Source organism: Simplicispira suum, from assembly GCF_003008595.1.
In the GTDB taxonomy this organism is placed as follows: Bacteria; Pseudomonadota; Gammaproteobacteria; order Burkholderiales; family Burkholderiaceae_C; genus Simplicispira; species Simplicispira suum.
The window spans coordinates 3,691,284-3,713,208 of the sequence record NZ_CP027669.1; the positions used below are offsets into that span (position 1 = coordinate 3,691,284).

General features: G+C 61.4%; 16 protein-coding genes. 10 read left to right on the forward strand and 6 right to left on the reverse strand.

From position 1 onward, the window contains the following. Positions 1-7: 7 nt before the first annotated feature. A complete protein-coding gene (locus C6571_RS17135; RefSeq protein ID WP_106447763.1) occupies positions 8-514 on the reverse strand; it encodes a hypothetical protein in 507 nt (168 codons plus the stop codon). A gap of 389 nt (positions 515-903) precedes the next feature. On the opposite strand from C6571_RS17135, the gene C6571_RS17140 reads away from it, so the two are divergent. The 3 genes from C6571_RS17140 (at position 904) to C6571_RS17150 (ending at position 3,561) form a co-directional block, all read left to right on the forward strand. Continuing rightward, positions 904-1,302, forward strand: a complete 399-nt coding sequence (locus C6571_RS17140) for a hypothetical protein (RefSeq protein ID WP_146139367.1) — start codon at positions 904-906, stop codon at positions 1,300-1,302. Continuing rightward, positions 1,299-2,753, forward strand: coding sequence for an ATPase domain-containing protein (locus C6571_RS17145; RefSeq protein WP_106447765.1), 1,455 nt, complete (start codon positions 1,299-1,301; stop codon positions 2,751-2,753). The genes C6571_RS17140 and C6571_RS17145 overlap by 4 nt, the downstream gene beginning before the upstream one ends. Positions 2,754-2,817: 64 nt before the next feature. Further along, entirely contained in the window at positions 2,818-3,561 is a 744-nt protein-coding gene (locus tag C6571_RS17150; RefSeq protein WP_106447766.1) for a GGDEF domain-containing protein, read from the forward strand. A gap of 51 nt (positions 3,562-3,612) precedes the next feature. Here C6571_RS17150 and C6571_RS17155 read toward each other — a convergent pair whose 3' ends face one another. Then, positions 3,613-4,572: a class I SAM-dependent methyltransferase gene (locus C6571_RS17155; protein WP_106447767.1), complete on the reverse strand. Its 960-nt coding sequence runs from the start codon at positions 4,570-4,572 to the stop codon at positions 3,613-3,615. 71 nt (positions 4,573-4,643) lie between these two features. Here C6571_RS17155 and C6571_RS17160 point away from each other — a divergent pair, with 71 nt between their 5' ends. From C6571_RS17160 to C6571_RS17175, 4 genes are all read left to right on the forward strand, one after another. Then, entirely contained in the window at positions 4,644-4,895 is a 252-nt protein-coding gene (locus tag C6571_RS17160; RefSeq protein WP_106447768.1) for a GlsB/YeaQ/YmgE family stress response membrane protein, read from the forward strand. Positions 4,896-5,498: 603 nt separating this feature from the next. After that, entirely contained in the window at positions 5,499-7,487 is a 1,989-nt protein-coding gene (locus tag C6571_RS17165) for a multicopper oxidase domain-containing protein (protein ID WP_106447769.1), read from the forward strand. Between the two features lie 395 nt (positions 7,488-7,882). Further along, on the forward strand, positions 7,883-8,365 hold the full coding sequence (locus tag C6571_RS17170; protein ID WP_106447770.1) for a Crp/Fnr family transcriptional regulator: 483 nt from the start codon (positions 7,883-7,885) through the stop codon (positions 8,363-8,365). Between the two features lie 50 nt (positions 8,366-8,415). After that, positions 8,416-11,046 (forward strand): FAD-dependent oxidoreductase, encoded by a 2,631-nt coding sequence (locus C6571_RS17175; RefSeq protein WP_106447771.1) that lies wholly within the window; start codon positions 8,416-8,418, stop codon positions 11,044-11,046. Positions 11,047-11,059: 13 nt separating this feature from the next. Here C6571_RS17175 and C6571_RS17180 read toward each other — a convergent pair whose 3' ends face one another. From C6571_RS17180 to aceE, 4 genes are all read right to left on the reverse strand, one after another. Further along, complete coding sequence (locus C6571_RS17180; protein WP_106447772.1) at positions 11,060-11,257, reverse strand: DUF3079 domain-containing protein; 198 nt, start codon at positions 11,255-11,257, stop codon at positions 11,060-11,062. 27 nt (positions 11,258-11,284) lie between these two features. Further along, complete coding sequence (lpdA, locus tag C6571_RS17185; RefSeq protein ID WP_106447773.1) at positions 11,285-13,147, reverse strand: dihydrolipoyl dehydrogenase; 1,863 nt, start codon at positions 13,145-13,147, stop codon at positions 11,285-11,287. Positions 13,148-13,161: 14 nt separating this feature from the next. Continuing rightward, the gene (gene aceF, locus C6571_RS17190) at positions 13,162-14,832 is read right to left on the reverse strand and encodes a dihydrolipoyllysine-residue acetyltransferase (RefSeq protein ID WP_106447774.1); all 1,671 of its coding nucleotides are present in this window, start codon (positions 14,830-14,832) and stop codon (positions 13,162-13,164) included. Positions 14,833-14,931: 99 nt separating this feature from the next. Then, positions 14,932-17,646, reverse strand: a complete 2,715-nt coding sequence (gene aceE / locus C6571_RS17195; RefSeq protein WP_106447775.1) for a pyruvate dehydrogenase (acetyl-transferring), homodimeric type — start codon at positions 17,644-17,646, stop codon at positions 14,932-14,934. Between the two features lie 167 nt (positions 17,647-17,813). Here aceE and C6571_RS17200 point away from each other — a divergent pair, with 167 nt between their 5' ends. The 3 genes from C6571_RS17200 to folD all read left to right on the forward strand — a co-directional run bounded on the left by C6571_RS17200 (position 17,814) and on the right by folD (position 21,915). Beyond that, a complete protein-coding gene (locus C6571_RS17200) occupies positions 17,814-20,369 on the forward strand; it encodes a PAS domain S-box protein (RefSeq protein ID WP_106447776.1) in 2,556 nt (851 codons plus the stop codon). Continuing rightward, positions 20,366-20,992: a response regulator transcription factor gene (locus tag C6571_RS17205; protein ID WP_106447777.1), complete on the forward strand. Its 627-nt coding sequence runs from the start codon at positions 20,366-20,368 to the stop codon at positions 20,990-20,992. The genes C6571_RS17200 and C6571_RS17205 overlap by 4 nt, the downstream gene beginning before the upstream one ends. 71 nt (positions 20,993-21,063) lie before the next feature. After that, positions 21,064-21,915: a bifunctional methylenetetrahydrofolate dehydrogenase/methenyltetrahydrofolate cyclohydrolase FolD gene (folD, locus tag C6571_RS17210; protein WP_106447778.1), complete on the forward strand. Its 852-nt coding sequence runs from the start codon at positions 21,064-21,066 to the stop codon at positions 21,913-21,915. Positions 21,916-21,925: the final 10 nt, after the last annotated feature.

A 21,925-nucleotide genomic window follows, 5' to 3' on the forward strand; every position in this document is an offset into this window, starting at 1 on the left:
CCGCCTCTCAAAGAACCAAAGGTCCGGGGTAGCCCACAGACGCCCAGGTGCTTTCGTCGGAAAAATAGGCGCCGCCGACCATTTCGTGCAGCGCCAGGTAGGCCTGCTGGCGCAGGGTGAGGCTGGAAAAGCGCATGCTTTCCAGGGCGGCCTGCACCTGTGCCTCGCTGGCATCCGCCCAAGCCGGCACCAGACCTGCCAGGCCCAAACGCCCCGGCGCGGTGCACAGCAAACCCACGAGCTGCGACAGCTCGGCCTGCACCGTCGGCGGCAGGTTGGCGACCAAGGCATCCATGCGATCGACCATGCCGGCCAGTGCCCGGCTGCGTGCCTGCGCATCGGCCGGCAGCGTTCCCTGGAGAATGGCGCGGCCCAGGCTGGTAAAGAGTTCGCGTGCCGACGCGCTAAGGCGCCCCTGCTCCAACCCCGGTTGGAGCAGCACAGCTGCGCCACCGGCCAGCGCCAGCACCACACCCGAGACCAGGCTCAGCTTTAAAAGGGATCGTCTTTGCATCGGACAAATATCGCACGCGCTACCTGCGCGGCTCTAGAGGCTGGCGCCTAGAGGGCATGGGGGTTTTCATCGATGCCGCAGACCGGTGCACGCGTCACCGTGCTCCCGCTGCTGCTGTCGCGGCGCTGGGCGCTGCGGTAGTGCAGGCGAATGCTCGGGTTATTTTTTGGGTGCGCACGGAAATAGGTATATGCTGGACTGAGGATCAGCGCGCTTTTGGCGCCGTGGCTGGGTACCGATTTGGTGCGCTATCGCAAAGACTTTTTCGCGCGGGCGCGCCCAATGGCCCGTAAGCGGGACTACCCAGAGGTCTGAGAAGGTCGAATGGATCTTCAACAACTGACCGACACATTTACACAGGCTACGTCCTTACGTGAAAGGCCTGCTCCATGATTCCACCCCATTCGACCGAAGCCACCGATGACCGGGCACAAATGGTTGCCGACGCCGCCGTGGCGCGCTGGGAATCGATGGTTGATGCGCTGACGCCTGTACTCGGGCAACGCGGCGTCGCTGCGCTGTACCGGCGCACCTTGAACGTTGCCGGGCGGGCGCACCCTTGCTTGCTCTTGGCGCACGAAGACACCGAGCCCATTCGTTTCGATCAGCTCAGAAAAGCACTGCGCAAGCAGCCCGCCGACCAGGCCGCGGCAGCCACGGATGCGTCGATCCAGACCTTTCACGAACTCCTCAACAACTTGATTGGCATTCCACTGACCCAAAGGTTGCTCGGCGGCTTGTGGTCTCCAATTTATAGCGGCTCGCCCGTTCAGGACAGATCGAAATGACCGACAAAGTAGAAATCAACCGGCTCGCGACGGGCGTGCCAGGTCTGGATGTCATCCTTGCGGGGGGGCTGCCTGAATTCTCCTTCAACCTCATTGCGGGTCCGCCGGGCTGTGGCAAAACCACGCTTGCACACCAGATGATGTTCGCACTGGCCACGCCCGAGCGGCCGGCTTTGTATTTCACCGTGCTGGGCGAGCCGCCGCTCAAGATGCTGCGCTATCAGCAGCAGTTTTCCTTCTTCGACAGCAACAAGGTGAATGAGTCCATCCGCTTCATCAATTTGTCGGACGAAACCGTAGCAGGCGACTTGGGGGTGGTGCTGGCAAGAATCACTGAGCTGGTGCAGGAGCACAACCCGGCGCTGGTCTTTGTCGACTCGTTTCGCTCGGTGGTCATGGCCAACCAGGGCCATGGTCAACCGAACAGCGACCTGCAAATGTTTGTGCAGCAGCTCGGCATGCTGATGACCACCTGGCAGGCCACCACGTTTTTGATCGGTGAATATTTCAGCGAAATCGATGCGAATCCGGTCTTCACCGTGGCCGATGGCCTCATCTGGCTGCGCCAAAGCGTTGAGCGCAACTCCATGGTGCGCAAGATGCAGATCCTGAAGATGCGCGGGCAACCCACCTTGCCTGGGCTGCACACGTTCCGTATCAACCAGAGCGGGCTTCAGGTTTTCCCCCCGGCTGGACGCGACCTACCGGCGCCTCGGTCGGGGCTCGGCGAACCACAGCGCGGTCGCTTGTCCATTGGTGTGCCGGGTCTTGACGACATGCTGGGCGGCGGGGTTCCACGCGGTTATTCGCTGCTGGTTGCCGGCCCTTCAGGCTCGGGCAAGAGCATTCTGGCCGCCGCGTTCCTGGCCGAGGGCGCCCGCCAAGGCGAAACGGGCGTGATTGCGGCGTTTGAACAACCGCCGAGTGGGTTGCGCAACCGGGTGGTCGCGCGGCTGATTGATTCGGGCACAGTGGGCCTGGTGGACAGCCGGGCACCGGATTTGTCCATCGACGAAATCGTGCTGTTGATCTTGAAGGAAATCGAGCGCCTCAAGGCGACCCGCGTCGTCATCGATTCGCTCTCGGGCTTTGAGCTGGCACTGGCCCCCACCTTCAGAGAAGACTTTCGTGAGTCGCTGTCGCGCATGGTGAGTGCCCTGGTGAGCACCGGGGTAACGGTGCTGATGACCTCCGAGCTGGAAGACCGCTACACCGATTTGCGATTCAGCCCCTACGGCACCGCCTATCTCACCGACGCGATCATCGTGCAGCGCTACATCGAAGTGGAAAGCCGGCTGCGCAGAATGACTGCCGTCGTCAAAGTTCGGGCCAGCATGCATTCGGACGAAATGCGCTTGTTCAGCATCGACGACGAGGGCATTCATGTGGGCGAAACCTTGTCGGACAGGGAGGGCCTTCTCGGTGGCAGGCCGACGCTCAAACAGCGCTAGTGCCTACTACATTGGAGAGGCAAGATCGTTACTGTCCTTGTATGCAGCACCCTGACCGCAGCAAGTGAAAAATACAGCCGACCGAGCTTTGCCTGCTCTGCTTGGAGTTCGCACCGAAGAGCCCGATGTGCAGCAGCAGATCACACAGGCACGGGCGGTACTGGCCGATCTGAAGCGGCAAATTGCGGTTGCGCGCAGCCAAGTTGATTTTGTCGATAGCGCATCCTTGGTAGAGGTCAATGAGCAGTTGATCCTCTCGGCATTGCAGAGCCAGACAAAGGCCGAAGAAGCCGAAAGCGCCTTTGGAGAACTCTCCAAATCGTATGGCGTGGACATCCTGACGCAACTGGCCAACCGCGTGCAGTTTCACGAGCGCTTCGCCTATGCCATCGCCAGCGCGCAACGCCATGGAACGCGGGTAGCCGTGCTGTTTGCCGATATCGACGGATTCAAGGGAATCAACGACACACTCGGGCACCGGTTTGGGGATGAGGTACTCAAGCACACTGCGCACTGCATCGCCAACTCGGTCCGGGACGTGGACTTTGTTTTCCGCTACGGCGGAGACGAATTCGTGATTCTGATTACCGACGTAGCTCAGGCGTCGGACGCCACGCAGGTTTCCCGGAAGATCGCGGCGGCCGTCGCCTGCCCGTTCACGGTCAACGACCGGACGATCTCCGTGTCACTGAGCATCGGCACCTGCATTTACCCGGACGATGGTATTGACGCTGATGGCCTGATGCATTGCGCAGATGCCGCGATGTACGAAGCCAAGCGCCTGCACGCTCGGGAACTCGACCTGTAATCGGCTGGTTTGCATTTTCGGGGCACATAGTGCCACTACCCGAAATGGCGCTCAAAGATCGGGTGCGCGATACACCAACACCTTCAACGCGCGTTCAGCGTCCTTGTCGGCAAAAGACGACGGATTTGCCAGCCGCACGACGAAAACCAGCTCCGGTGCACATTCCTGCATGTGGTCCTGCAGGAACGCCATGCCGAGTTCGGGCGCGTTCAGACAGATCAGCGCATGCCCGCCGGGCGCCACCAAATCCGGCAGGCGGCGCATGAGGCGTGGGTAGTCTTTGGTGGCAACGAAGCTGCCCTTCTGGTAGCTGGGTGGATCCACAATCACCAGACCATAGGGTCCGCCGCGCGTGATCTTGCCCCAGGTGCTGAAGATGTCGTGCGCAAGAAAGCTTGCGCCGGCCGTGACGCCGTTGAGCTGGTGGTTCTGCTGACCGGTGGCAATGGCGCCTCGGCCCATATCCACATTGACCACATGTTTGGCGCCGGCCTGGAGCGCCACTACCGAGAAGGCGCAGGTGTAGGCAAACAGGTTGAGTACCTTCAGGCCGTAGCGATCCGTTCGGCGTGCTTGCGCATATTCGCGCACCCAGCGCCTGCCCTCGGCCATGTCGAGAAACAGGCCGTGGTTCTGGCCTTTGTCGATATGCACACGAAACCGCGCACCCTGCTCGTTCACCACATGCGGGTCGGGGACGCTGCCGGACATCACGCGGGTGTCGGTGCGCCCCTGCGTGCGCAAGACCTCGCTGCGGCATTGAAATACCAAGTCGAGCGCCTGACCGGGCGCCAGCTGCTCCCAGCGCCTGGCGAGCGCCTGGCCAATAGCTGCAAGCTGCCCGTCTGTGGACGCATCGGGCAGAAGAAAGCTGGTGAGTACAAAAACTGGCGGATAGGCGTCTAGCGTCCACTGCTCGCAACCGGGGAAGAGCCCGCCCCGGCCATGAAAAATCCGTTGGGCGTCGGTGGGCAGGACCATTGTGTGGATGGCATCGATCAAGGCATGCATCGGCAGATTGTCCGCGCTCAGGCCACAGTTCCCGGCTTTCCCGCCATGCGGCTGCTTTTGAAATGAATCGAATGCTCGCCATTCTTGGAACCATCGTCGTCGGCCTCATCGTTGGCTTCATCGCGCGCGCTGTGAAGCCCGGCGACGACAAGCTGGGCTGGATCATGACCGCCGTGCTGGGCATTGCTGGCTCGTTCCTGGCGCGCTATGCGGGCGTGGCGATGGGCTGGTATTTGCCCGGTGCGCCGGCAGGCTGGATCGCTTCAATCGTTGGGGCGATCGTGCTGCTCTTTGTTTACGGTTGGGTCAAGAAAAAGGCTTGAGTGCTGTGCCCGGCACCTGCCGCCATGGCAGTCAGTGTAAAAAGAAAAATGGGAGCCATATTGGCTTCTACCGCTTACATTTAAAGCGTTAACAGCTATCAAATTCTAAGCATCGGATCGCCGGCCACACTCAGGTGCGCTCCTGCCTGCGGATGCTGAGCCTGGCTTAGGCGCAGCGGATCAAGGCATTCAAGATTCGTGGTGGAAGAGAAAGAGCGCATGGAGGAATCAGACGCGGATGACGCTGAGCATTGCGCCGACAACCGATGTCGAAGGACCCTTCCTCCGAGGGCAATACAGGCGAAGCTCCCAATGAATACGCAAAGGTGCAGCGCAGCGCCACTGCACGGGTTTGTCACCACCCAGGCCAAGAGCACATCGACAGCCACGTGAACGAAACCCTTCGATTCGAAGCGATCGTGCCACGCGACACGTTTTGCATCGCACTCGACCAGCGCACACACGCCACCCCGGCCCCAGTGTGGTTGCATTCATCCTTGCCACCATCGGCCCCAGCGACTCCCTAAAATGGACTATCCGCATGCACCTTTAGACCCTGCAGCCTCATTGATCTGCGCTGGTCCGCTTGAAGGGCCCTCCCCCATGAACAAACTTTCCGGCGATCACGCCGTCACTTCCACCTGGCCAGCCGTTGCCGGCACCGCCTTGCGCATCGCTTTTGGCGTCATCTGGGCCGTGAGCGCAGCGCTGACGTGGACGACCGATTTCGCCAACCACTACGTCGGCTATCTGCACAACGCGGCCACGGGGCAACCTGCTTGGGCGGCATGGTGGTTCCAGTTGTGGATCGAGGTAGTGACGCCGAACGCCGGCCTATTCGTGTGGGGAACGCGCTTGGCCGAAACAGCGCTGGCGCTGGCGCTGCTGCTGGGCTTTGCGCGCAAGATCACCTACCTCGTCGGAATCTTGTTCAGCCTGCTGATCTGGAGCACGGCCGAAGGATTCAGCGGCCCCTATTCGGTAGGGGCGAACAACATCGGTGCGGCCATCAGCTACGTGCTGATTTTCGCGGCGCTGATCGTCATCAACCTGCGCGCCGGCCCCAGTCCCTACAGCCTCGACTACCTGATCGAGAGCCGCTGGCCAGGGTGGAGGAAGTTCTCCGAATGGAACGCCGATGTCCCGCTGGATCAGGTCCCCCGCTTGTCCTGGCGGGTACAGGGCCCGGCGCTAGCGGGCGTATTGCTGCTGGTGGCCTTGCTGCTGGCCGGTCTGCACAGTGCATTGAACGTAAGGTCAGCCAGTCCGGACTCTGCGGCTGCTGCGGTGTCGCCGCTTTCCTTGGCCTCCAACAAGCCGATTGCCGAGGCACGCGATGCCCGTTTGCCACCCCTCACGCCCGGTGATAGCGTGGAAATACGCATCAACTCCAGCGACGATACGGTGGAGATTGCCAGTGGCGTGCAATACCAGGCTTGGACGTTTGGCAAAACCGTGCCCGGCCCGGTCATCCATGTGCGCCAGGGGCAGACGGTGAACGTTGTGCTCACCAACAGCGGCACGATGCAGCACTCGATCGATTTCCATTCCGCGATCACGCCTCCGAACTTGCACTACGCGGACATCATGCCGGGCGAGTCGATCAGCTTCTCGTTTGTCGCCAAGGTACCCGGCGCGTTCCTGTATCACTGCGGCACCCCGCCAGTGCTGCTGCACATTGGCAACGGCATGTATGGGGCCATCATCGTGGACCCGGCCGAGCCACTGCCACCGGCTGCCGAAAGCTATGTCCTGGTGCAGGGAGAGTGGTACACGCAGCAGGTATCGGGCACTCTGATGGCCGGCAGCTACGAAAAAATGCAGGCGATGCGTCCAGATGAAGTGGTGTTCAACGGCGCTGCATTCCAGTACGCGGCGCACCCTCTCACCGCCAAGCCCGGAGATCTGATCCGCCTGTATGTGGTCAACGCCGGCCCCAGCCTGTGGAGCGCGTTCCACGTCATCGGCGCCATCTTCGACCGCGTCTACCCCGGCGGCGATCCAAAGCAGGCGATCAAGGGCGTCTCCACCTACACGGTGGGGCCAGGCGAAGGCGCGGTGTTTGACGTGACGCTCGACGAAGCCGGCGAATACCCGTTCGTTGATCACGCCATGGCACACGCGGTGCTAGGTGCCCAGGGCATTTTGATGGTGACCAAACCTGGCGAGGCGCTTGCCGCTCCACCCATCAGCAAGGCTCCCGTTGACACTTTGGCCGTCGTCGCTCCACCGGCTGCCGCCACCGGTCCTTACAAGTTCGATGCGGCGCGTGCGGCCTCGCTGTACGCCAGCAAGTGCGCTGCCTGCCACCAGGCCACCGGCATGGGCTTGGCCGGCGTATTCCCACCATTGAAGGGCAACCCTTCCGTGCTCGATGCCGATCCCACCAAACACATCCGCGCAATCCTGCACGGTCTGCAGGGCGAGGCCATCGGCGGCGTCACCTATGCCAGCGCCATGCCGCCGTTCGCCGATGCTTTGAACGATGCCGATGTCGCCGACATCGCGAATCACGAGCGCACCTCTTGGGGCAATCAGGGCAAGCTGGTCACGGCTGAGCAGATCAAGGCGGTGCGCGCGGCAAGCAAGTGAGGCGATCAAGCGCTGTGCGCGGTGCGCACATTGCGAGTGGAACGATGCCAGCTGAGCACGTACATCGTCCTCGCTCTGACCCTCCCAACCAAAGTTGCGAAACACGCCATGTGCAAGACGCTTGCCTTGTTCTGAGTGCGGCCATCTTGAGCGTCGCAGAAGGCCTCGCCTTGAGGCGAAGCCCTCGGGCGTCCGTACCCCTCCCCATTTGACTCGAGCGCTGCACTTTTGCCGTCACACGCAGACCCGTCTTCGACCAAACGGCTTCTGAGGGTGCGTGGCACATGCATTGCTCCAAATCAGGGCATGGGGTTGACCTCGATTTTTCCTCTTGGTTGCTGTCAGCGGCTTACTCTTCTATCATTTCCTCTGCTCACGCGCAGGGGGAACGAACGATGGATTCCGCAGGATTCTTTGATTACCCCGACGACACGCCGCTCGACCAGTCCAGCACGCTCCTCTTTCTTCCCGACCTGTCGGAAGATGATTGGTCCAGGGTGCTCTCGTTTACACAGTGCCGCGCTTTTCGCGCTAAAGAAGCTGTCCTGAAAATCGGGGATTCTGGACGAGCGCTCTACATCGTCTCCCGTGGCGCGCTGGAGGTCGCAATGCCACAAAAGCGGGGCCGGGTCTTGCGAATTGCCCGCCTTGCCGAAGGCGCTGTTTTTGGCGAGCAAGCCTTTCTTGACGGACAGCCGCGATCGGCAACGGTGCAAGCGGTCACAGATGGCGAGATGCATGTGCTTTCCCTGGAATCCTTCGAGATTTTGGCCGCCCGCCATCCAGATTTGGCACGCATGATGCTGATGGATTTGGGGCGCATCCTTTCCATGCGCTTGCGTCGCACGATGGAAATGGCCGTGGACGGTATCGGCTAAGCCACCCTTCAGCCGGGTCGCACCGGCCATTTGTATCGGGAGCGTCGGTCATGACTACGAGCCAGCTTTTTCCCAATTACAAACAAATTCCGACACGGGTGCCACGTGCGGTCTGGCACGCCTTGCGGGCGGCTTCGGTGGCGTTCACGTTGGGAGTGGCCTATTTGCTGGTGATTCGCCCCGACCTGGGGCTCACCCTATTTTGGGGGATATTGGTATCCATTTTGCCACTCATCTTTTTCATAGCCCCGGGATTGTGGCGAAATATATGTCCGCTGAGCGCCATGAACCAGGTGCCGCGCGTTTTTGGTTTTACGCGCGGTTTGACGCTGCCTCGCTGGCTCAAGGAATATGCATTTGTATTTGGAATAGTGGTTTTATTTGTAGCCGTCCCGACGCGCCATTTGCTATTCAATCACAACGGTGTGGCCGTAGCGACGCTGCTTATAGGCACCCTCGCCGCCGCTTTTTTTGGAGGGCTTTTATTTAAGGGGAAAAGCGGTTGGTGCAGCACCTTCTGCCCCCTTCTTCCGGTGCAAAGACTCTACGGTCAAACGCCCATCCTACTTATTCCAAACAGCCATTGTGAGCCCTGTGTCGGTTGTGCCAAAAATTGCTATGACTTTAATCCACAGGCAGCCTATCTCGCCGACCAATACGACGACGACCCACACTATCGCGGATATCGACGCTTTTTCGCAGGTGCTTTTCCGGGGCTGATTTGGGCCTATTTCACGACCATTCCAGGCCAAGAGTCGGCACTTGCACTGTACGGACGTTTCGGCGCCACCTTGGTAGTCAGTGTCGGCATATTCTTCATTCTCGATACCTTTATAAAGGTTTCGCGCAACAAATTAACGGCAATTTATGCGGCGCTGTCGCTGAATCTGTTTTACTGGTTTGTGCTGCCCAAGCTGGTTAATTTGGCTTACGGCTCGCTGGGCTTGGCCCCAGCAAATTGGCTGGCCCCCGTTTTGCAAGGGACATTGATTGCCATCAGTGTGCTGTGGTTGGGCCGTAGCTTTCGCAACGAGCGCATGTTTCGGCGCGCGGCAACGGCACCGCAGCCCGTCGCACTGGGGGAAAATGCCAGAAAGGCACTGGCCCGAGAAGGCGGCGACGCTGGCGTCGAAGTCCGTTTCTCGCCAAGCGATATGCGTATCCTGGTGCAAAAGGGCAAAACCCTTCTAGAAGTGGCTGAAGCCAATCACCTGCCCATTGAAGCGGGCTGCAGAATGGGTATGTGTGGCGCCGACCCCATTACCGTGCTCGAACACATGGACAGCCTGTCGCCTATGAATGAAGAGGAACGGGCGACGGTCTCCCGACTCGGACGTGGCGAAGGGACACGCATGGCTTGTTGCGCACGAGTACAAAGCGACGTCTGCGTCAGCCTCGCAGCCGATGCAGTACCTGTGAACAGCGGAGCCACCGCACCCAAGGCACCGGAAATGCCTGTTGACGCAGATATTCGACGCGTGTTGATTATCGGCAATGGTATTGCAGGTGTGACCGCTGCGGATTATGTTCGGCGCAACCATCCGAACTGCGCCATTGACCTTATTTCGCGCGAATCGCACCACGTCTACAATCGCATGGCGATCACCCGCCTTATCTACGGGCGGTCGGCAATGGAAGGGCTTTATCTTCAACCAGAAAAATGGTACGAAGAGAAAAATATCACTGTCTGGCTAAACACCCAAGCGACCTCAGTGGACACTGCAAAACGCGAAGTCCGATTGGGCACTGGCGATCTTCTTCCATACGACCGCTTGATTGTGACTTCCGGGAGCCGAAGCATGGTGCCGCCCATTGAAGGTTTTGGCTTACCAGGAAGCACCGTTCTGCGCGAGGCGGAACACGCTATCGCCATTCGCGCGTTTGTCCAAAAACACCATTGCCGAACGGCCCTGATCGGTGGTGGTGGTCTGCTTGGACTGGAAGCCGCCTATGCATTGCACAAATTGGGTGTTCAAGTGTCGGTACTGGAACGGGGTGATCGTTTGTTGGCGCGCCAACTAGATCGTCGCGCAGCCGAGTTCCTGAGCAATTACCTCAATGCAATGGGGATTCAGATCGTGCTCACCGCAGAAGTGCGGGCTGTCCACGGTAGCGAGCGAGTGGAACGGGTCACCCTCAAGGATGGCCGCGACATCCGTACCGATCTCTTCTTGTGCTGCGCTGGAATCGACCCGAGCGTGGAGCTAGCGCGGGCGGCGGGCATCGCCACCGGAAAAGGAATTGCGGTCGACGACCATATGTGCACCAACGTACCCGGCGTCTACGCCGCAGGCGACGTGGCCGAATTTGAGGGTCGGCTCTACGGGCTTTGGCCTGCCGCCGTCGCTCAGGCTGAAGTGGCGGCAGTGAATGCTTTGGGTGGCGATCGTCGTTACTTCGGAACGGTGCCATCCACTGTATTGAAGGTGGCCGGCGTTGACGTGGCCTCGGTTGGTGTATTCGAACCGGCACATTCCGACGATGAAGTCATCGTGCATGAAGATCTCGAAGCGAGCCGTTACCGAAAGCTGGTGGTCCGTGAAGGGCGGCCGATTGGCGGGATTCTTTTTGGTTGCCCTCAAGAACAGGCCGGTCTAAGCACGATGGTCAAGGCACAGGAAGTTCTTGGCCCGAAACTCGACGCTCTTCGGCGTGGAGACTGGAGCGAGCTTTCAGCCTGAGAGGCCACCGCGTCTACGGCGAGAAGCGCGTCTCTACCGCAGCTTCTTCGACTGCCCATTCAGCCCAGTCTTCCCCAAACAACTCCGCCGGGTGCGGCGTGCGGTCCGACCCGTTGCCACAGCGCATGTCCTTGGTCGGACAATACAAATCGCAGCCCCAGCACACCCGCTCGGGGTGCTTTGGAGCGTTGGGGAATTTTTTTGTGGCCATGTCCGCTTCTCGTGCGCGCAAACCCCTCTACTTTCGTGCCGGAGGCACGTCGGTACAACTCCCATGCGCAATCTCTGCCGCCATGCCGATGCTCTCGCCCAGCGTCGGGTGCGGGTGAATGGTTTTGCCAATGTCCACCGCGTCGGCGCCCATCTCGATGGCCAGTGCAATCTCGCCGATCATGTCGCCAGCATGCGTGCCGACAATACCACCACCCAGGATCTTTCCATGGCCGTGGGCTTCGGGCGAATCGTCGAACAGCAGTTTGGTGACGCCTTCGTCACGGCCGTTGGCAATGGCGCGGCCGGAGGCGCTCCACGGGAACAGCCCCTTTTTGACCTTGATGCCCTGCGCCTTGGCCTGGTCTTCAGTCAAACCCACCCACGCTACTTCGGGGTCGGTGTAGGCCACACTGGGGATCACGCGGGCGTTGAAGGCGCTGCTTGCCAGCTCCTGGTTGCCTTGCAGTTCCCCCGCGATGACTTCAGCCGCCACATGCGCCTCGTGCACCGCCTTGTGCGCCAGCATGGGCTGGCCGACGATGTCGCCGATGGCGAAGATGTGCGGCACGTTGGTGCGCATCTGGATATCGACGTTGATGAAGCCCCGGTCCGTTACGGCCACGCCGGCTTTGTCGGCGGCAATCTTCTTGCCGTTGGGCGTGCGGCCTACGGCTTGCAGGACCAGATCGTAGGTTTGTGGCTCGGGCGTGGTGCCGCCCTCTTCTGCCGCTGCAAACATGACCTTGATGCCTTCGGGCGTCGCTTGGGCACCCACGGTCTTGGTCTTGAGCATGATGTTGTCAAAGCGCTTGGCATTCATCTTCTGCCAGATCTTGACCAGATCCCGGTCGGCGCCCTGCATCAGGCCGTCGAGCATTTCCACCACGTCAAGGCGCGCGCCCAGCGTGCTGTACACGGTGCCCATTTCCAGGCCGATGATGCCGCCGCCGAGGATCAGCATGCGTTTGGGCACGCCTTGCAGCGCCAGCGCGCCAGTGCTGTCCACCACGCGCGGGTCTTCGGGCATGAACGGCAGGCGCACCGCTTGCGAGCCCGCAGCGATGATGGCCTTCTTGAAGGAGACGATTTTCTTGCCGCCAGTTTTGTCCTGTGCGCTGCCGGTGGTTTCTTCGACCTCCAGCGCGTTGGCACCGACAAAGCTGCCGTAGCCGCGCACGATGGTGACCTTGCGCATCTTGGCCATGGCGGCGAGGCCGCCGGTAAGCTTGCCGACGACCTTTTCCTTGTGGCCGCGCAGCCCGTCCACGCTGACCTTGGGCGCGCCAAACTCGATGCCTGCGGCCGCCAGGTGGCCCACTTCGTCCATCACGGCGGCAACGTGCAGCAAGGCCTTGGATGGGATGCAGCCCACGTTGAGGCAGACGCCGCCCAATGTGGCGTAGCGCTCGACCAGGACGACCTTGAGACCCAGATCAGCCGCTCGGAAGGCAGCCGAGTAGCCGCCGGGACCACCGCCGAGCACCAATACGTCGCAGTCGAGGTCGGCTGTGCCCGAGAAGCTGGATGCTACTGGATTTGTAGCTGCTTGCGCTTGTGGCGCCTGCGCTGGAGCCTGTTTTGGCTCTAAATTTCGTGCTGGAGCGGGGGCAGATGCGGGCGCAGTGGCTGGCGCAGCTGCAGCACCTGCATCCTGCGTCTCCAGCGTAAGCACCACACTGCCCTCATGGATCTTGTCGCCAAGTTGGACCTTGAGCTCCTTGACCACGCCAGCGTGGCTGGAGGGAATTTCCATGGAGGCCTTGTCGGACTCCACGGTGATCAGGCTCTGCTCGGCCTTGATGGTGTCGCCGGGCTGGACCATCACCTCGATAATGGACACTTCGGCGAAGTCGCCGATGTCGGGTACTTTGATGTCGATGATTGGCATGTCGGACCCTTGCCTTAAAGGAGCACGCGGCGGAAGTCGGCCAGGATTTCACCCAGATAGACGTTGAAGCGCGCGGCCGACGCGCCGTCGATCACGCGGTGGTCCCAGGTGAGCGAGAGCGGCAGCATCAGGCGCGGCTGGAAGGCCGTGCCGTTCCACACCGGTTCCATCCGGCTCTTGCACACGCCCAGGATCGCCACCTCGGGTGCATTGATGATGGGCGTGAAGTAGCGCCCGCCAATGCCGCCCAGGCTGGAGATGGTGAAGCTGGCGCCGCTCATCTCGGCGGGGCTCAATTTGCCCTCGCGCGCCTTCTTGGCGAGTTCGCCCATTTCCTGGCTGATCTGGAAGATGCCTTTTTGGTCGGCGTCTTTGAGCACCGGCACCATCAGGCCATTGGGCGTGTCCGCCGCAAAGCCGATGTGCCAGAACTGCTTGTAAATCAGCGCGTCGCCATCCAGGCTGCTGTTGAAGTCGGGGAACTTCTTGAGCGCCGCGACGCAGGCCTTGATGAGGAAGGCCAGCATGGTGACCTTGACACCGCTCTTGGCTTTTTCGGCCTCTTTGTTGAGTTGCACGCGGAAGGCTTCCAGCTCAGTGATGTCGGCGTCGTCGTGGTTGGTGACGGCCGGAATCATCACGGCGTTGCGCAGCAGATTCGCGCCGCTGATCTTCTTAATGCGGCCCATCTCCTTGCGCTCGATCGGACCGAACTTGGCGAAATCCACCTTGGGCCAGGCGATGAGGCCCAGCTCGCTGCCGCCGCCGGACGCAGCGGCGGGCGCAGCACCCTGTGCCTGCGTACGCTGGCTGCCGGCCATGACGGCACGAGTGAAGTTCTGCACGTCTTCCTGAGTAATACGGCCCTTGACGCCACTGCCCTTGACTTCGGCCAGCGGAACGCCCAGCTCACGGGCGAACTTGCGCACCGAGGGCGACGCATGTGGCAAACCAGGCGCAGGTGCACCGGGCTGATGGGCTGCGGCAGCCACGGGGGCCGGTGCTGAGGCTTGCGCAGGAGCCGGCGCGGATGCGGCCTGTGCTGCAGGCGCCGGCGCGGCTGCCTGGGCAGGAGCCGCAGTGGCAGCTGCCGATCCAGTCGCCCCTTCAAGCACTGCGACAAAGTCGCCAATGTTGATGGTGTCGCCCACCTTGACCTTGAGCTCCTTCACCACGCCAGCCGCCGGCGAAGGAATTTCCATGGAGGCCTTGTCGGACTCGACAGTGAACAGCGATTGTTCGAGCTTCACCGTGTCGCCCACCTTGACCAGCATTTCAATGACTGCCACGTCCTTGAAATCACCAATGTCGGGCACGCGCACTTCCACCGGGCCCGACGATGCCGCAGCAGGCGCGGCGGGAGCCGCCACGGGCGCTTCTGATTTGCTAGCTGCAGGCGCTTGTGCCGCCTGCGCTGGAGCCGGTTTTGACTCTGCACTTCCTGCGTCGGCCGCTTCAATCACGGCGATGACTGAGCCTTGCTTGACCTTGTCGCCCAGCGCCACCTTCAGCTCTTTGAGCACGCCCGCGTGGCTCGACGGAATTTCCATCGACGCCTTGTCGGACTCGACGGTGATGAGCGACTGCTCCGCCTGCACCGCGTCGCCCACCTTGACGAGCAGTTCAATGACGCCGACTTCGTCAAAGTCGCCAATGTCGGGTACCTGGATGTTGACCAATGCCATGTTTGTCTCGCTTTCTTTGTCCAGAGACGACTTGCAACCGGGGCACCGCGTTGCGCTAGCAAGCAGTACCCTGGCTGAAAAGTGAGTCTCGATTTGCGCTTATGCGTAAAGAGGATTCACTTTCTCAGTCTGGATACCGTACTTCAGAATAGCCTCGGCCACCTTCTCGATCGGCAGCTTGCCCTCTTCGGCCAGGGCGGTGAGCGCGGCCACCGTGATGTAGTGGCGATTGATCTCGAAGTGCTCGCGCAGCTTGCTGCGGAAATCGCTGCGGCCAAAGCCGTCGGTGCCCAGCACCTTGTAGCTGCGCCCGGCGGGGATGTACGGGCCAATCTGCGCGGCAAAGGCCTTCATGTAGTCGGTGGACGCGACCACGGGGCCGCTGCGGCTCGCCAGTTGCTGCGTGACGAAGGGCACGCGGGCGGTCTCCAGCGGGTGCAGCAGGTTCCAGCGTTCTACGCCTTGGCCCTCGCGGGTCAGCTCGTTGAAGCTGGTGCAGCTCCACACATCGGCCTGCACGCCCCAATCGGCGGCGAGCAGCTTTTGCGCCTCAAGGGATTCGCGCAGGATGGAGCCCGAGCCCAGCAGCTGCACGCGCTTGTCGCCGTCTGCGCCCGGCTTGCACAGATACATGCCTTTGATGATCTGCTCTTCGGTGCCAGGGGTGAGGCCGGGCATGGCGTAGTTTTCGTTCAGCAGCGTGATGTAGTAGTACACGTTCTCCTGGCGCTCGACCATGCGCTTCATGCCGTCGTGCATGATCACGCCCACCTCGTGCGCAAAGCTCGGGTCGTAGCTCATGCAGTTGGGAATGGTGTTGGCCAGAATCTGGCTGTGGCCATCCTGGTGCTGCAGACCCTCGCCATTGAGCGTGGTGCGCCCCGAGGTGCCGCCCAAAATGAAGCCGCGCGCCTGCATGTCACCAGCGGCCCAGGCAAAGTCGCCAAAGCGCTGGAAACCGAACATCGAGTAATACACGTAGAACGGAATCATGATGCGGTTGTTCGTCGAATACGACGTCGCCGCTGCAATCCACGAGCACATGCCGCCCGCTTCGTTGATGCCTTCCTGCAGGATCTGGCCGTCGGCCTGTTCCTTGTAGTACATGACCTGCTCACGGTCCACCGGGGTGTAGAGCTGGCCCTTGGGGTTGTAGATGCCGATCTGGCGGAACATGCCCTCCATGCCGAAAGTGCGCGCCTCGTCCACCAGGATGGGCACGACGCGCGGGCCCAGCGCCTTGTCGCGCAGCAACTGCGTCAAAAAGCGCACATAGGCCTGGGTGGTGCTGATTTCGCGCCCTTCGGCCGTGGGCTCCAGAACGGCTTTGAACGCATCCAGCGACGGCACGGTGAAATGCTCGTCGGCTTTCTGACGGCGTTTGGGGAGGTAACCGCCGAGTGCCTTGCGCCGCTCGTGCAGATAGCGCATCTCCGGCGTGTCGTCGGCGGGCTTGTAGTAGGGAAGGTTTTCCAGTTCGCTGTCGGGAATGGGAATCGCGAAGCGGTCGCGGATGTAGCGGATGTCCTCGTCGGCAAGCTTCTTGGTCTGGTGCACCGTGTTCTTGCCCTCACCCACTTTGCCCATGCCATAGCCCTTGACGGTTTTCACCAGCAGCACCGTCGGATCGCCCTTGTGGGCGTTGGCAGCATGGAAAGCGGCAAAGACCTTTTCAGGGTCGTGGCCACCGCGGCGCAGCTCCCAGATGTCGTCGTCGCTCAGGTGTTCAACGAGCTTGAGCGTCTCAGGGTACTTGCCGAAAAAATGCTTGCGGATGTAGGCGCCGTCCATGGCACGGTAGGTCTGGTAGTCGCCATCCACCGTTTCCATCATCACTTGCCGGAGTTTGCCGGTTTTGTCGCGCGCCAGCAGGTCGTCCCAGCCCTTGCCCCACAAAAGCTTGATCACATGCCAACCGGCGCCACGGAAGTCACCTTCAAGCTCCTGGATGATTTTGCCGTTGCCGCGCACCGGGCCGTCGAGCCGCTGCAGGTTGCAGTTGATGACAAAGATCAGGTTGTCGAGATGCTCGCGCGCCGCCAGGCTGATCGCGCCCTTGCTCTCGGGCTCGTCCATTTCGCCGTCGCCCAAAAACACCCATACCTTGCGATTCGCCGTGTCCGCAATGCCGCGTGCATGCAGGTACTTGAGAAAACGCGCCTGGTAGATCGCCATCATGGGCCCCAGGCCCATGCTCACGGTGGGGAACTGCCAGAAACCTGGCATCAGCTTGGGGTGCGGATAGCTCGACAGACCCTTGCCGTCCACGTCCTGGCGAAAGTGCTCCAGCTGGTCCTCGGTAATGCGCCCTTCCAGGTAGGCGCGCGCGTAGATGCCTGGCGCACTGTGGCCTTGGAAGTAAATGCAATCGCCGCCGTGGTTTTCGCTCTCGGCGTGCCAGAAGTGATTGAAGCCAGCCCCCCACATGCTGGCCAGCGAGGCAAACGAGCCGATGTGGCCACCCAGGTCACCGCCGTCGGCCGGGTGCTGGCGGTTGGCACGCACCACCATGGCCATGGCATTCCAGCGCATGAAGGCACGCAAACGCTTTTCGATCGAAATGTTGCCGGGGCAACGCGCTTCCTGGTCAGGCTCCAGTGTGTTCACATAGCCGGTGTTGGCGGAAAAAGGCATGTCCAGGCTGTTCTGGCGTGCGGTTTCCAGCAAGTGTTCCAGCAGGAAATGGGCGCGCTCCAAGCCTTCGGTCTCGATCACGGCGGACAAGGCATCTGTCCATTCGCGCGTTTCCTGTTGATCGGTATCTGCCGCTACCGGCGCTGCACTGCTTGCCTGAGATTCGGACGCGTCTGCCATGCTTGTCTCCTGGAGGGTTTTGCCACAATTTAGTACGGTTCCTCTAGTTTCGCACATTTTTCCGACAATTTCAAATAGTGCCATTTGATTTTACATTGTGATATTTGAATAAGTTGATCGCAAGTGGTACGAATCTCCCAGGTTCACTCCCCCTCTACACTTGCGCCATGACCGTGCCATCCGCACCCCAGCCTGCTGTGGCAACGCCACCTGCGCGCACTGCCGCCCGCATGTGGCGCAGGTGGTGGCGCAGCCTCTCGCCCAACCGACAAGACCGCTTTGCTGCGCTTGCGCCTCTGGCCGCCGTGCTTTTGTTTCTTGCCGCCATCGTGGCGGCCTTCTGGTATTTGCGCGTCGAAGAGGCGGACCGCGAACAGGAGGCACTGCGCCGGGACGTCGAGTACGCGCAGCAGCGCGTGCGCCTGCGTTTGCTGGAGCGCCAGGAACAATTGATGCGTGTCGCGCGCGATCTGACCAACAAGGACATGGAGCTGCCGCAGTTCCATCAGCGTGCGGAATCCCTCATCGGCCAATACCCTGAACTCCAGGCAATCACCTGGATCGATGAAACCGGCAAAGTGCTGGCAAGCCATGCCACGCCGACCATTGCGAGTGCCCAGGTGCGCGTGGCTGGTGAGGTGCTGCGCAAGGGAGACACGCAAGCGGGCTTTGCGCTTTCGCGCTCCACGCAGCAACCGGTGTATTCGCAACCGGCGTTCAAGGAAGGCGAACCCGCGCCCCTGCTGCAACTGCAGGTGCCGCTCAACGCCCAGGGCAACTTCGCTGGTGTCGTGCTGGGCGAGTATTCGGTCGAAAACCTGCTGCGCTACGGTACGCCGACCGAATTGCTGGCGCGCTACGCGATGACGCTACTCGATTCAAAAGGAGAGGTGCTGGCGGGAGTGCCTCTGGCGCCGCGCGAGCGCAACCAGTGGATGCCGTGGTCGCGGCGCACCAACGCCTATGAAGTACCGGTTTCTCCTGTGGGCAACAACCTCGTGCTGCGCGCACAGGCCTACCGCACCTCGCTCGGCCTGGTGGGCAGCGGCTTGTTCTGGCTGGTGGGCGCGCTCAGCGCCATGACCGCCTGGATGCTGATTGCCACTTGGCGCCACACCCGCAGGCGCATGCAGGCCCAGCAGGCGCTGGTGCAAGAGACCAACTTTCGCCGGGCCATGGAAAACTCGGTACTGACGGGCATGCGGGCGCTCGACCTGAACGGCACGATCACCTATGTCAACGCCGCCTTCTGTCAGATGACGGGATGGAGCGAAGAAGAGCTGGTGGGCCAGGAGCCACCCTTTCCCTACTGGCCTGAGGCAGACCACGAAGCCCTGCACGCGCGTCTGCAGGACGAGTTGTCGGGCAAAAGCATACCGGGCGGATTTCAGGTGCGGGTGCGGCGCAAGAGCGGCACAGTGTTCGACGCGCGGCTGTATGTCTCGCCACTGATCGATGCGCGCGGTCGCCAGACCGGCTGGATGACGTCGATGACCGACATCACCGAGCCCAACCGCATTCGCGAGCAGCTCTCGGCCTCGCACGAGCGCTTCACCATCGTGCTCGAAGCGCTTGATGCCTCGGTATCGGTCGCGCCCCTGGGAAGCGCCGAGCTTCTGTTTGCCAACAAGCTCTACCGCCAATGGTTTGGCTCGCAGACCGACGGCCACCTGCAACTGGTGGCGCAGGCCGGTGTGCTGCCGGCGGGCGACAGCGGCCACCCTTCGGACGAAGACCCGTTGATGGGCCTGCCCACCGACAGTTTGACCAGCGCCCATTCGGAAAACGCAGAAATCTTCCTGCCCGATCTGGGCAAGTGGCTGGAAGTGCGTTCGCGCTATTTGAGCTGGGTCGACGGGCGGCTCGCGCAAATGGTGATTGCCACCGACATCACCCAGCGCCGGCTGGCCGAAGCGCAGGCCGCGCGCCAGACCGAGCGCGCGCAATCGGTCAGCGGATTGATCACCATGGGTGAGATGGCGTCCAGCGTGGCGCACGAACTCAACCAACCGCTCACCGCCATCAGCAACTATTGCAGCGGCATCATCTCGCGCATCAAAAGCGGGCAGATCACCGAAGCGGGCTTGCTTGCGGCGCTGGAGAAAACCGCCCACCAGGCACAGCGGGCCGGTCAGATCATTCAGCGCATCCGCGACTTCGTGAAGAAAAGCGAGCCCAAGCGCCAGCGGGCAGATGCCGAGCAGATGGTGGCCGAAGCCGTTGAACTGGCTGGCATTGAACTGCGCCGCAACAACGTGCGGCTCACCCAATACGTAGCGGCGCGACTGCCCTCCCTGATGGCCGACTCGATCCTGATCGAGCAGGTGCTGGTGAATCTGATGAAAAACGGCGCCGAATCGATCGCCAACGCGAGCCGGCCACCCGCACAGCGCAGCGTCGAGCTGCGCGTGGTTCCGCGGCAGATCGATGGCGTGGACAGCGTCGAATTTTCGGTACAGGACACCGGCAAGGGCCTGGCACCCGAAGTGCTTGAGCGCCTGTTTGAAGCCTTCTTCTCAACCAAGGAGCAAGGCATGGGCATGGGCCTGAATTTGTGCCGCAGCATCGTCGAAGCGCACCAGGGGCGCATGCAGGCAGAGAACATTTACAATGGCACTGAGGTCACGGGCTGCCGGTTCACCTTCTGGCTGCCGCTCGCTGCGCCTGCCACCGACACTACAAATGTTGTAGCAAACACCGAATCCCCAAGGACAACTGCATGAGCTTGATTCCCAAAAGAGGCACCGTCTACGTAGTCGATGACGACGAGGCGGTGCGCGATTCGCTCCAATGGCTTCTCGAGGGAAAAGATTACCGGGTTCGATGTTTTGATTCGGCCGAATCTTTTCTTGCGCGCTACGACCCGCGCGAAGTGGCTTGTTTGATCGTCGATATCCGCATGGGCGGCATGACCGGTCTGGAACTGCAAGAGCGGCTTATCGAACGAAAATCTCCCCTGCCCATCGTGTTCATCACCGGCCACGGCGACGTGCCGATGGCAGTGGACACCATGAAAAAGGGCGCGCTCGACTTCATTCAAAAGCCCTTTGATGAAGACGCCCTGCTCACCCTGGTCGATCGCATGCTTGAGCGCGCCCGCGAGGCCTTTGCCGAGTACCAGCAGGCAGCCAGCCGCGAGGCCTTGCTCTCCAAACTCACTACGCGCGAAGCACAGGTGCTCGAGCGCATCGTCGCCGGGCGTTTAAATAAGCAGATCGCCGACGACCTGGGCATCAGCATCAAAACGGTGGAGGCGCACCGCGCCAACATCATGGAAAAGCTGGGCGCCAACACCGTGGCCGACCTGCTCAAGATCGCACTCGGCCAAGCGGCTCCACGCACCTGAGCGCTTCTCTTTTAATAGCTGCCAGGGCTTGCCAGATAAGCGCTGGCGGCATTTTTTATGGGTAATTTACAATGACAGCGAAGATCATGGATGGCAACGCACTGGCGGCACAACTGCGCGCCGATGTGGCGCGCCGCTCGGCGCAATTGAGCGCACGCGGCACGCCCCCCGGCCTGGCCGTGGTCCTGGTGGGAGAAGACCCAGCCAGCCAGGTCTACGTCGGCAAAAAGGTGCAGGCCTGCCAGGACGCCGGCCTGTATTCGGTGCTGGAGCGCTACGGCGCCGACCTGAGCGAAGAAGCGCTGCTGGAACGTGTCGCCGCGCTGAACGCCGACCCACGCATCCACGGCATCCTGGTGCAGTTGCCGCTGCCCAAGCACATCGACGCGCAAAAGGTCATTGCCGCCATTGCGCCGGAAAAAGACGTCGATGGCTTTCACGTCGCCAGCGCTGGTGCGCTGCTCACGGGCACACCGGGATTCTGGTCCTGCACCCCCTACGGTTGCATGAAGTTGCTCGAGAGCACCGGCATCGACCTGCGCGGCAAACATGCCGTTGTCATCGGCCGCAGCAACAACGTCGGCAAGCCCATGGCGCTGATGCTGCTGCAAAAGAACGCCACGGTCACCATCTGCCACAGCGCCACCGCCGACTTGAAGGCGCACACCCTGCAGGCGGACGTCATCGTCGCGGCCGTGGGGCGGCGCAACACGGTGACGGCCGACATGGTCAAGCCCGGCGCCGTGGTCATCGACATCGGCATGAACCGCAATGAGGCCGGCAAACTTTGCGGTGACGTCGATTTCGCCACTGTCAAAGAGGTCGCAGGCTGGATCACTCCAGTGCCGGGTGGCGTGGGGCCCATGACAGTGACCATGCTGCTGGTCAACACCGTCGAAGCCGCCGAACGCGCCGCTGCCTGACTTGAACCCG

Bases quoted from the DNA above. Each gene is read 5' to 3' on its own strand.
- C6571_RS17165 (WP_106447769.1), top strand. From the start codon at position 5,499: ATGAACAAACTTTCCGGCGATCACGCCGTCACTTCCACCTGGCCAGCC.
- C6571_RS17135 (WP_106447763.1), bottom strand. From the start codon at position 514: ATGCAAAGACGATCCCTTTTAAAGCTGAGCCTGGTCTCGGGTGTGGTG.
- aceE (WP_106447775.1), bottom strand. From the start codon at position 17,646: ATGGCAGACGCGTCCGAATCTCAGGCAAGCAGTGCAGCGCCGGTAGCG.
- C6571_RS17160 (WP_106447768.1), top strand. From the start codon at position 4,644: ATGCTCGCCATTCTTGGAACCATCGTCGTCGGCCTCATCGTTGGCTTC.
- C6571_RS17180 (WP_106447772.1), bottom strand. From the start codon at position 11,257: ATGGCCACAAAAAAATTCCCCAACGCTCCAAAGCACCCCGAGCGGGTG.
- C6571_RS17200 (WP_106447776.1), top strand. From the start codon at position 17,814: ATGACCGTGCCATCCGCACCCCAGCCTGCTGTGGCAACGCCACCTGCG.
- folD (WP_106447778.1), top strand. From the start codon at position 21,064: ATGACAGCGAAGATCATGGATGGCAACGCACTGGCGGCACAACTGCGC.
- C6571_RS17155 (WP_106447767.1), bottom strand. From the start codon at position 4,572: ATGCATGCCTTGATCGATGCCATCCACACAATGGTCCTGCCCACCGAC.
- aceF (WP_106447774.1), bottom strand. From the start codon at position 14,832: ATGGCATTGGTCAACATCCAGGTACCCGACATTGGCGACTTTGACGAA.
- C6571_RS17175 (WP_106447771.1), top strand. From the start codon at position 8,416: ATGACTACGAGCCAGCTTTTTCCCAATTACAAACAAATTCCGACACGG.
- C6571_RS17170 (WP_106447770.1), top strand. From the start codon at position 7,883: ATGGATTCCGCAGGATTCTTTGATTACCCCGACGACACGCCGCTCGAC.
- lpdA (WP_106447773.1), bottom strand. From the start codon at position 13,147: ATGCCAATCATCGACATCAAAGTACCCGACATCGGCGACTTCGCCGAA.
- C6571_RS17140 (WP_146139367.1), top strand. From the start codon at position 904: ATGATTCCACCCCATTCGACCGAAGCCACCGATGACCGGGCACAAATG.
- C6571_RS17205 (WP_106447777.1), top strand. From the start codon at position 20,366: ATGAGCTTGATTCCCAAAAGAGGCACCGTCTACGTAGTCGATGACGAC.
- C6571_RS17145 (WP_106447765.1), top strand. From the start codon at position 1,299: ATGACCGACAAAGTAGAAATCAACCGGCTCGCGACGGGCGTGCCAGGT.